Origin of the sequence: Aquabacterium lacunae (assembly GCF_004310865.1) — a bacterium.
Taxonomy (GTDB): Bacteria; Pseudomonadota; Gammaproteobacteria; order Burkholderiales; family Burkholderiaceae_C; genus Aquabacterium; species Aquabacterium lacunae.
Map to the genome: position 1 here is coordinate 501,354 of NZ_SIXI01000001.1, position 11,744 is coordinate 513,097.

Below are 11,744 nucleotides of genomic sequence, written 5' to 3' on the forward strand. Positions count from 1 at the left end.
ATGACCGAACGAATCGACTCTGCCCTGGTCTGGTTTCGCCGCGATCTGCGGCACACCGACCATGCCGCCCTGTACCACGCCCTGAAAAATGCCCGCCGGGTGTGGTGCGTGTTCGTGCTGGACACCGACATCCTCGATGCCCTGCCCCGCCATGACCGGCGCGTGGCCTTCATCCTCGACAGCCTGCGTGAGCTCGATGCCGCCCTGGCCCGGCTGGCCCCTGGCAGCGGCCTGATCGTGCGCCACGGCTCCGCGCGCACCGAACTGCCCCGGCTGGCGGCCGAACTGGGCGTGCAGGCCGTGTACGCCAACCACGACGACGAACCTGACGCCCTGGCCCGAGACGCCCAGGTACGCGGCAAGCTCAGCGGCCTGGGCGCCGCGCTGTTCACCTCGAAAGACCACGTGATCTTCGAGCGCCACGAGGTGCTGACCGGCAACGGCACGCCCTATGGCGTGTTCACGCCCTACAAGAACGCCTGGCTGAAAAAGCTGGAGCCCTTCTACGTCAAGCCCTACCCGGTGGCGCCCTACGCGGCCCACTTGGCGGCCATTCCGGAGAAGATCGCCCCCCTGTGGCCCGAGCGCGTGCCCACCCTGCCCGAGATCGGGTTCGAGCCCGTGACCGACCTGAAGGTGCCCACCGGCATGAGCGGTGCAGAGCAGCTGCTGGACGATTTCCTGGCGCGCATGGACCGCTACGACGAGCAGCGTGACTTCCCGGCCGTCAAGGGGCCCAGCTACCTGTCGACCCACCTGCGTTTTGGCACCGTCAGCATCCGCCACCTGGCGTCGCTGGCCTGGGCCCGCATGAAGGAGGGCTCGGAAGGCGCCCGCGTGTGGTTGTCGGAGCTGATCTGGCGCGATTTCTACCACCAGATCCTGCACCACCACCCGCACGTGGTGGGCGGCGCCTACAAGCGCGAGTACGACCGCATCAAGTGGGCCAAGGGCAAGGAGGCCGAGGCCCACTTCCAGGCCTGGTGCGAAGGCCGCACCGGCTACCCCCTGGTCGACGCGGCCATGCGCCAGCTCAACCAGACGGGCTACATGCACAACCGCCTGCGCATGGTGGTGGCCAGTTTCCTGATCAAGGACCTGGGCATCGACTGGCGCCGGGGCGAGGCCTACTTCGCCGAAAAGCTGCTGGATTTCGACCTGTCGGCCAACAACGGCGGCTGGCAATGGGCCGCCTCCAGTGGCTGCGATGCCCAGCCCTACTTCCGCATCTTCAACCCCACCAGCCAGAGCGAAAAGTTCGACCCGCAGGCCAGGTTCATCCGGCGCTACGTGCCCGAGCTGGCCCCGCTGCCCGATGCCGCCCTGCACGCCCCCTGGCTGGCCCGCCCGGCCGACCTGGCCGCCGCCGATGATTTCGTGCTGGGCCGCGACTACCCCCAGCCCATCGTGCAGCACGACGTGGCACGGGCCGAAACGCTGGCGCGCTATGCAGTGGTGAAGGCGCCTGACACGGGCGCCAAAAAGCGCTGACCGCCCCGGCTTCCGGGGTCAGAACAGCTCGACGTCGCCTTCCAGGTTGGCGTCTTTGATGGTGCCAGCGCGCAGCAACTCGGGGTGGCTGATCACGCGGTTGCGCCCATGGTGCTTGGCGTGATAAACCGCCACGTCGGCCCTTGAGAACGCCGCACTGGGGCTGTCGCTGGGCTGCACAGACGTGAAGCCGACGCTGACCGTGACTTGCCCCACCTGCGGGAAGGCATAGCTGGCCACCCGCTGGCGGAACCGGTCGAAGGCGGCCAAGGCGCCTGCTTCTTCGGGGCAGCGCACCATCACCACGAACTCCTCGCCGCCAAAGCGGAAGAGGCGATCGTAATGCCGGAAGGTCTGGCGCATCAGGCGGGCCACCAGCACCAGCACCTCGTCACCGATCAAGTGGCCGTACTGGTCATTGACCTTTTTGAAGAAGTCGATGTCGAGCACGCCCAGCCACCACTGGTCGCCCACCCGCTGTCGGCGGTCGGTGTCGCCCGGGGCCAGCATGTCGCGCCGCAACGAAGCCGACAGGAACGAGGTGTCGAAGGTCTGGCGGTTCAGCAGGCCCGTGAGGGGGTCCCGCTGGCTGGACGCCAGCAGCCGCAGAAAGTTGTCGAACACCTGCAGCACGGTGTGCACGGTGCGCACGGCCTGGATGCCCAGGCTGTCGGGCGTGACCAGCTCCACCACGCCCACTTCGCCGTCGTCGGTGTTCAGGGGCATGACGGTCAGCCAACCCGGCGGCAGGGGTGCCCGTGTGGGCACCTGCAGCATGGACGGGTCTTCCAGGGCCTGCTGGCGCAAGGGTTCGTCGTCGAAGGCAGGCAAGCTCTCGGGCTCGGCCCAGGACGGGTCACAGTCGAAGCCGCCGCTGGCCGTGACCTTGGCGCACTTGAACCAGCGCCGCTGCCCTTCCCCGTCGCGGATGGTGCGGTGCACCCCCGCTTCGTGCGCATCAAGGATGCGGCAAAGCGCCTGCGCGAGCCCCTGGTCCAGTTGCTCGCGGTCACGCAGGCTGGTCAGGGTGACCAGCTGCTCCATGGCGCCTTGCGGGCTGTTCATGCCTTGACATGGATCAAGTGAGAATGGCTCGAGTGTAGCCAGCCACAAGGCTCAGCAGTTCGTCTTCGCTGTAAGGTTTGCCCAGATAGTGATTCACACCGAGTTCTGCTGCGTAGTCCCGGTGTTTTTGCGCAATCCGCGAGGTGATCATCACCACAGGGATGTCGCGCCAGCGGGCATCCCCGCGCAGGTTGCGCACCAGGTCGAAGCCGTCCATGCGGGGCATTTCAATGTCCGACAGCACCACGGTGGGCGTTTCCTCGGCCATGCACTCCAGCGCCTCCAGGCCGTCCTTGGCCAGGATGACACGGTAGCCCTCGCGGGTCAGCAGACGCTGCGTGACGCGTCGCACGGTGAGCGAATCGTCCACCACCAACACCAGGGGCACGCGTGACGCTTCGGCCTCGGCCTGCGCAGCCAGGGCAGCAGCCGCCAAGCCCTCCTCGCGGGCCTGACGGGCCCAGTGCTGTGCTTCCTGACCGTACACCGTGGCCAGGGCCACCGGGTTGTAGATCAGCGAAATGGCACCCGATGCCAGCAGGGTCATGCCCGCCAGACCGGGCACGCGCGAGAGCTGCGGGCCCAGGTTCTTGACCACCACGTCCTGGTTGCCCAGCACTTCGTCGACGTGCAGGGCCACGCGTTGCTGAGCCGAGCGCACCACCACCACCGGCAGTGAGCGGCCTTCCGCGGAACCCCTGGGGCTGTGCTGCAGCAGCGCGCCGAACCAGAAGAACGGCAAGGTCAGGTCGGCATACGGCACGCTGCCCGAGGCGTAGGCCGCTTCGACCTCGTCGGCGCGGGCACGGCGCACGATCTCGACCAGGTTGGTCGGGATGGAGGCCACCATGTCGCCGCAACGCACCATGACCACCTTGGTCACGGCGGTGGTCAGGGGCAGCACGAGCTTGAAGCTGGTGCCCTGCCCGGCCGCCGTGGCGGTTTCGATGCGGCCGCCCATGGCGTTCACGTCCGAGCGCACCACGTCCATGCCAATGCCCCGGCCCGCCAGTTCGGTGACGGTTTCAGCCGTGGAGAAGCCGGGCTGGAAGATCAGCTGGGCCAGTTCGGCTTCGGTGGGCTCGGCGTCAGGGGCCAGCAGGCCCTGAGCCACGGCCTTGTCGCGGATGCGTGGCAGGTTCAGGCCGGCACCGTCATCACGGAACTCGATGCTGACTTCGTTGGCTTCCTGGCGAATGGCCAGCACGATGGCGCCCATGGCGGGCTTGCCGGCGGCTTCGCGCACATCCGGCTTTTCGATGCCGTGGGTCACGCAATTGCGCAGCAAGTGTTCGAAGGCACCGGTCATGCGGTCGAGCACGCCGCGGTCGACCTCGGTCTGTCCACCCACGATGTCCAGGCGGGCCTGCTTGCCGGTTTCCTTGGCCGCCTGACGCACCACGCGGTACAGGCGGTCGGCCAGGCCTTCGAACTCCACCATGCGCGTGCGCAGCAGGTCATCCTGCAGGTCACGGGTCAGGCGCGACTGGGCAGCCAGCTGGTCTTCGGCGGTTTCCAGGTTGCGCACCAGGCCGCGCTGCACGGTGGCCACGTCGTTCACCGACTCGGCCATCATGCGGGTGAGTTCCTGGAAGCGCGTGTAGCGGTCGAACTCCAGCGGGTCGAACTCGGCCTGGTTGGCACGGGCCGCCTCCATGCGGGTGCTCAACTGGGTTTCGGCCTGCAGTTCGATGTCACGCAGTTGCTGACGCAAGCGGTCCAGGTTGTCGGTCATGTCGACCACCGAGGTGCGCATCTGCGTGAGCTGGCTGGCCAGGCGTGTGCGGGTGATCGACACCTCGCCCGAATGGTTCACCAAGCGGTCGAGCAGGCGTGGCTTGACGCGCACCACGGCCAGGGCCGCGCTTTGCTGCTCGCCGGCACCAGCGCTCTCGGACAGGCGGAATTCGCCCACCACGCTGGCCCAGTCGATGGGCTGGGGCACGGGGGCTTCAGCCTTGCCTGCCAGAGCGGGTGCAGACGCGTTCACGCTGACCTGAACATCCGCACCTTGGGCAACATCCGCCTCAAGGGCGTCGGCATTGCCTGCTTCGGGCATGGCTTCTGCGAGCCCTGATGGATCGCCAGCCAGCAGGTCGGGCTCCAGGGCCAGCACGTCGGCTTCGGCCGCCAGCACGGCATCGACGCTCACGGTCTCGGGCGACTCATGCAGGGCCACCGGAGCCAGCGGCTGGCTCAGGCCCGGCTGCAGCGGCTCGGCATGCACCTCGGGGATCTGGTTCAGGTCGGCACGTTGCAGCGCGTCGAACAGCTCGGACAGCACGTCGGAGCGATTCTGCAAGGCCTCGATCTCGTGCGGCTCAGCCACTTCGCGCACCACGATGCGTTCGACCGCCGATTCCATCCGGTGGGCCAGTTCGCCCAAGCGCATGGCACCGGCGAGGCGAGCACCACCCTTGAAGGTGTGCAGCGTGCGCATGCAGGCGGTGGCCAGGTCCATGCGTTCCGGGTGGGCTACCCACTGTCGCATGTCGGCGGCCAGCTGGGGCAGCAGCTCCTGGGCCTCTTCCTCGAAAATGGGGAACAGGTCGGGGTCGATGGCATCGACAGCGTCGATGTCGGCGTCATCCCCCAGGTCGATGCCCGCATCGGCTGCCAGCAAGCTCATGCGTGCGGGCTCGACCAGGGGCTCGAACGGCTTGAGCTCGGGCAGGCCCAACGGCATGGGCTGAGTGCCCGCATCGTCCAGGCTGAAATCCACCGCAGTTTCGGGTGCGGAAGGCAGCTCGGTGACGGGTGCTTGCGCTGTTTCTGCGGACGATTCAGGCGACGCGAGTGCGGTGGCCTCCACCAGGTCAGCGGCGACTTCGGCGACCTCGTCGGACGCAGCGCCTCCTTCGGCCACCTCGACTGGCGCCATACCGTCGACATCGAATTCGACAGCAAGGTTGGCAGAGCTCAGCTCGATGGCCTGGATGTCGCTTTCAGGGTTGCCTTCTGGCAGAGTACCGAGCGCTTCACCCGGTTCGGGCAGGTCATCGGCCGACTTCACCAGACGCAGATGCGGACGCCCGGCCTCAGGCATGACCCACTCGGCTTCGGCCACCGGGCCGGCATCGTAATGCTCCAGACGATGGATCAGGTCGGCGCTGGGGGCCTTCAGGAAGCCTGCCGCAAACTGGTGCAGCAGGCGACGGATTTCTTCGGCGGCTTCGTTGAACAGCTCGGCCGAGACCTGGTCACCCCCACCTGCAGCCTGACGCTTTTCGAGTGCGTGTTCCAAGTGGCGGGCCAGTCCGGACAGGTCGTGGTAACCGACTGCCCCCGAGTTGCCGGCCAGCGAGTGGGCCAGGGCCACGACCTCGTCGCGCAGGGACTCGTGCCATTCCAATGCCCATTCGCTCAGCGCGGTGCTGAGCTTGCGCGACTGCTCGTCGGCTTCGTTGAGGAAGATGTTGAACAGCGGGATGCTGATGCGCAGGTCACCGATCACCTTGACCTGATCGTCCACCGGCTCGTCGACCGACTCGGCATCGGTGGCTTGGGGCACATGGTCGTGGGCAACGGGCAGGTCTGCCGCTTCGGACGCGTCGGCCACGTCGATCTGCGCAGGCTCGACCACTTCCGCTGGCTCGACCATCAGGGGGGGGTCTGAGAACGCCTGCGTGTCGAATTCCAGCGAGCCTGCGTCTGCCGCCCCCGCATCGGCCTGTCCTGCATCGGGCACTCGAGCTTCGGCGGCCCCCATCGCGGCGGAGGTCGAATCGGACATGTCGTCAAGCGCCGAGAGGTCCAGACTCAAACGCTCGATGTCCCCCACCTCACCCACCAGGGGCGCGGGCTGGGTTTCGGCCTGGTCCGGGTGCTCGGCGCCCATGGCCTGATCCAGGTCCATGGGCTCGGTGGCTGCCAGCAGCGGCTCAGCCGTTTCCAGGGCGATGTCGACCGACGGCTCGGGCTCGTCGAACACTTCGAGTGTGGGCAGGTCGTCAAGGGCGAGCGGTGCCAGGGTGACCGTGGCGGCTTGGCCCTGTGCCTCGACCTGTTGCGAGAGGTCCTGGTCAGGCACAGCGTCCAGCGCTTCAGCCGTTCCACCGGAATGCGTGTCGGTGAAGTCAGGCGTGAAACTCAGGGCTTGGGCATCGGGGCCTGTGTCGGGCGCTGCATCGCCATGTGCGGCGCGAAAGGCCTCGGGAGCCGTCACCTCCGGGGCGGCAGGCATCAGGCCGATGCGGCGGCCTTCCAGTCGCAGGGCGTCGGCCGCAGCCACAATGGGCTGCGGACTGCGGTGAGCATCCTGATGGGTGGCGATGTCCTCGATCCAGCCAGCCAGGTCGTCCAGCACCTCGGCGCTCAGGCCCAACAGGGCTTCAGAGGCCGGCGCCTGCGACGCCAGACAGCTGTTGTACAGCTGCTCGCAAGCCCACGCAGCGTCACCAAAGTCCCGCAGACCCACCATGCGTGAGCTGCCCTTGAAGGTGTGGAAGGCACGGCGCACTGTGGTCATGGCTGCGATGTCATCGGGGTGGATGGCCATGTCGGCCAGTCCAGCCCGTGCCTCGGCCAGCACCTCGCGGGCTTCCTCCAGGAAGATGCCGCGCATTTCGTCGTCTTCTTCCAGGCCCGTGTCAGGGAGCGCCACGGCCTGAGGCACCAGGGTCTCCTGCATGGCAGGCAGAGGTTCGACCTCCTGCGGCGCTGCCTCGGGCTCGACCACGGCCTGGGCCAGGTCATTCAAAGCCGCGGCAGCCTGCTCACGGGCTGCCTGCTCGGCATCAACGTCATCGGCCTGTACGGCGCGCTCCAGGGCCTGCTGCGCCTCGGCCACCGTGGCGGCCAGTTCGGGTTGTTCCTGCACCAGCGGGTTCTGCGCCAGGTCGGCCAGTTCCAGCGAGATTTCAGGCAAGGTGGTGTCGTCGCGCACCACCGATTCGGCCAGCGATTCGGCCACATCGTGGGTGTACTCGCGCACTTCCTGCTCGGCCGGGCGGGCCATCACGTGCACTGGATCAACTTCGGGCGCCGGGGCTGCCACGCGGCCCATGATGGGGGCCAGCACACCCTTGTCGGCGTCGAAAGCGAACACCGACTTCACCAGGTTGGGCTGCACGCCCAGCATGTCGACCATGAAGCCGATGGCGCTGAGGTTGCTGGCCAGGCGATCATGCACACCCTGCTGGGCGGCCGCTTCGAGATCGGCATCAGGGGCCGTCAGGGCGTCCACGTCGTGGCGCATGCGCACCACAGCCTGAGAGCCGGCGTCCAGACCCAGCACGGCCATCACGCCCTTCATCGACTGCAGGCGGCCAGCAGCATCGGCCAGCGGCATGGTCTGGCTCGGGTCACGGAAAAACTGATCAATACCCTTTTCGCACTCGGCCAGGGTGTTGCGCAGCTCCTGCACGACGCTGCCGATGGTCTGGCGGTCGGAGACCTTGCGGTACAAGGCCTCCATCCAGGGCTCCAGAGGCTCGGCCTCACGGCCTTGCTGCACCTGGCGCATGCGCTGGGCCAGACGGTCAAGGCGATGCAGCTCATCGGGGTGATCGAATTCACCCTCGTCGAGCGAAGCTTCAAGGTACAGCAGGCTGGTGGCCACTTCCATGGCCAGCGTGGTCTCAGGCGCCTGATTCGAGGCCACAGTGGCCGACACAGTGTCGGTCAGGGCCGAAGCGAGGTTTTCGCCATCTTGATAAAGCTTGCGCACTGAATCGGCCACCAGGGCGAACTGCTCGTTCAACCCCCCCAGGCGGATCAGTTCACCGGCTGAGACGGCCGACCAACCGTCTTTGGCCAGCACCACGCGCTTGATGGCCTGGGCCACCCAGCTGGGGTCGAAGCGGCCCAATGAGGCCTGGCGCAGGTCGATGGGGTGGTGGCGCTCCAGGCGGAAGGCCTGACGCAGCTGGTCCAGCACGCTGCTGACAGGCGCGGACTCGGCCGGAGTGTCGGCAAGGGTGTCAGGCGCAGGCTGCGCCTGCGCACAGAAAAACAGCAATTCGTGCGTGAGTCGATCCGACAGCAGCACGTGGCCCTTGGCCAGCTTGCGCAGCTGGCTGAGCAGGGCCGACAGCACGCGCTTGACATGCACCGTGACGGGCAGCCGCTCTTCGGCAATGGCCTGCAGGAAGCCGCAGGCCAGCACCCAGGTGGCCGACTCGCGGTGCGCCTGGCGGGCCGTGGCGCCAGCGGCCAGGTCGGAGCACAACCCCACCAGCGGGCGTGCATCGGCCGACTGGCCACTGCGCAGCAGCTTGAGCAACGCAATCTCAAACAGGTCGACAGCCTGCACGTCGGCTTCACGGGCGGCGCTGTCAGCCGGTGGGGCCACCGGCACCTCCAGAGACAGTGAGGGCCACTCCTGCACCCACAGGTCAGAGGGGCGGGCCAGGTCGGCACCGGCCAGGGTCATCAGGCGCTCGTACTGCGGGAACAGGCCCATGACGGACACCTGCTTGCCCGCCAGGCGGCGGCGCATGTAGTCGAGCAAGGCGAACGAGGCCGATTCGATGGCCTTGACACCCTCTTCGTCGAGCGACTGGGGGCGGTTCACGTAGCGCTGCACCAGCGCTTCGCTGGCGCGCAGCAAGGTGGCGCCACCGGCCACGCCGGCGAGCTCCAGGGCACCGACGCCCTGGTGGATCTGCTGGCGCGCGGTGCGCAGCACGGCCGGATCCACCGCATCAACATCGGAAAAGCCGGTGGTGACCGACTCTTTCAGGCAGCGCTGCAGCGACTTCTGAGCCGTCTCCAGAGACTTCTTGACTTCCTCGTAGACCCACGCAAGCGCGCTGAGGTCATCCGGCATGGGTGAGGGGTTCATGGTGTGATCCATCGCTCAGGCGTCGCTCTCGGTGCGAAAGGTCGGTCAGGCGATGCGGAAACGCGCCACCGACTGCTGCAGTTCTTCGGCGGTGCGCGACAGTTCGCGCACCAGCTGGGCGGTCGAGCGGGTGCCGTCGCCGGCCTGTTCGGTCACCGCGAAAATGTGCTGGATGTTGGCCACCACCACGTTCGCCTGCTCGGCTTCTTTCAGAGCTTGCGACGAGATCTCTTCAATCAGCTCGGCCAGTCGACGTGACACGCGGTCGATGTCGTTCAGGGCGGTACCGGCCGCGTCGGACAGACGGGCCCCTTCCACCACCTTCTGCGTGGAGCGCTCCATCGCGCCCACGGCGTCTTGCGTGTCGGTCTGAATCGTGCGCACCAAGGCAGCAATCTGCCGGGTGGCATCGCCCGAACGTTCCGCCAGACGCTGCACTTCTTCGGCCACCACAGAGAAGCCGCGACCGGCTTCACCGGCAGATGCGGCCTGGATGGCGGCGTTCAGGGCCAGCACGTTGGTCTGTTCGGTAATGTCCGAGATCAGTTCGGTGATTTCACCGATCTCCTGCGACGATTCACCGAGGCGCTTGATGCGCTTGGAGGTTTCCTGGATCTGCTCGCGGATGGTGTTCATGCCCCCGATCGCGTCCTGCACGGCCTTCAGGCCGGAGTCGGCGGCTTCCAGCGATTGACGGGCCACCTCGGCGGAGTGCTGGGCCTGGGCCGACACTTCGTTGATTCGACCGGCCATGTTCAGCACCGATTCGCCAGTTTCGCGAATCTCGCGCAGCTGCTCGTCGGAAGCGGCCAGCAGTTCGGTCGAGGTGGCTTCCACCTGGCTGGTGGTGTCGGACACCCGGCTCACCGTCGCCTGCACCTGGGCCACCAGGCTGCGCAGCTCTTCCACCGTGAAGTTCACCGAGTCGGCGATGGCGCCGGTGATGTCTTCGGTCACGGTGGCCTGTTGGGTCAGGTCACCTTCAGCGACCACCTGCAGTTCGTTCATCAGGCGCAGAATGGCCGCCTGGTTGGCGTCGTTCACTCGCTTGGCTTCACGCTCTTGGCGTTCAGCTTCCTGGCGCTGGAACTCCGCGACCAGGGCGCGGTGGCGCTGCTCGGTCAGGTACACACGCAGCAAGCCGTAACCAGCACCGGCGACCAGACCCAGGAACAACACCACCAGGGCGACGTTCAGGCCGCCCACACCGGCGCCTTCCGACAGCTGGCGCTGGGCCTGCTCCAGGCCTTTGCGCAGCGGTTCGCTGTCGGTCACGATGCTGACTTGCGCGTCACGCGCGGCCACCAGGCCTTGCAGGCTGCCCAGAATGAAAGTGGACTGGGTGCGCACCTGGTCGAACTGCTTGATCAGGGCATCGAGCTGCTCGCGCACTTCCGGGTCACGGGTGCCCTGCAGTTGCAACTCGTTGTTGCCATTGTTCAGGCCTTCAGCCAGCTCCTTGAAGGCGTTCAGGTCCTTGCCCAGCAGGAACACAGCCTCGGTCGACACACCTTCCACGGTCAGGAATTCGTTGGCTGATTTACCAATGCGCTGGGTCAGCATCACCAACTGGTTCAGCGCGATGTGCTCGGAGGTGGAAATGCCACCCTTTTCGATCTTGGTGGTGGCAATGCCTTCGGCCAGGTCCAGCAGGTCGGACGAGTGGCTGTTCACTTCGCGCAGCGACTGGCTCACCTTGGTCAGCACGTCTTTTTGCTTCAACACGAAGCCGGCGTTCTTTTCGGCGCGGTCGACCAGGGGCAGCAGAGGCTTGAGAACGTCCTTCACACCGGCGGGCGCTTCCGAGATGCCCAGGGCACCGTCACCCTGCATCAGGCCACGCACGTTGGACGCCAGAATCTTGGACGACTCGGACACTTCCGGGAAGGCCTGCTGGCCACCCACCAGGGCCTGAGACACCGACTTGGCCAGACGTTGCGACTGCATCAGGGCCTGGCCGGTGGCCGCGGCCTGCGTGGCGCGTCGGTCGGCCGAGTTCACCGCCAGGAAGGCCGACACCATCAGGCCCAGGGCACCGATGGCCACCGCACCGAACAGCAGGCGCTGCTGGCGCTCCAGCGGCATGTGGCCCACCACCGGCAGGCCCGAGGCGGGCTCGGGCGGCAGCTGGTCGCCCATGTACTCGCCCTCGGGTTGCAGGCGGGTGTCGTTGTAGTCGAGCGGGAATTCCGAAGGTGCGGCCTCCGAAATGATGGAGACATCCCCCGTGGTGCTGGGCGCGTGGGTCTGGCTGCGGGTGTCGATGTTCTGGGCGCCATCGGTGGTCACCAGCACTTCGCCGGCCAGCGCGTCAGGCTGGATTTCCTCTTCGTCGCGCGACTTGCCCAGTTCTTTGATGCGGCTCAGGAAACTCATGGTGGGATGCTCCGGTAATTCTTGTCTG

At 66.9% G+C, this 11,744-nt stretch carries 4 protein-coding genes; 1 reads left to right on the forward strand and 3 read right to left on the reverse strand.

What is annotated here, in order from left to right; all coding sequences use genetic code 11:
* Positions 1–1,491, forward strand: coding sequence for a cryptochrome/photolyase family protein (locus EYS42_RS02230; RefSeq protein ID WP_130966217.1), 1,491 nt, complete (start codon positions 1–3; stop codon positions 1,489–1,491).
* A gap of 18 nt (positions 1,492–1,509) precedes the next feature.
* Here EYS42_RS02230 and EYS42_RS02235 read toward each other — a convergent pair whose 3' ends face one another.
* Genes EYS42_RS02235 through EYS42_RS02245 form a run of 3 tightly spaced genes read right to left on the reverse strand, consistent with a single transcriptional unit; the run spans position 1,510 to position 11,716 of the window.
* Positions 1,510–2,556, reverse strand: coding sequence for a GGDEF domain-containing protein (locus tag EYS42_RS02235; protein WP_130966218.1), 1,047 nt, complete (start codon positions 2,554–2,556; stop codon positions 1,510–1,512).
* Between the two features lie 13 nt (positions 2,557–2,569).
* Positions 2,570–9,340, reverse strand: coding sequence for a hybrid sensor histidine kinase/response regulator (locus tag EYS42_RS02240; RefSeq protein WP_245503465.1), 6,771 nt, complete (start codon positions 9,338–9,340; stop codon positions 2,570–2,572).
* Between the two features lie 45 nt (positions 9,341–9,385).
* A complete protein-coding gene (locus tag EYS42_RS02245) occupies positions 9,386–11,716 on the reverse strand; it encodes a methyl-accepting chemotaxis protein (RefSeq protein WP_130966219.1) in 2,331 nt (776 codons plus the stop codon).
* Between the last annotated feature and the right edge of the window lie 28 nt (positions 11,717–11,744).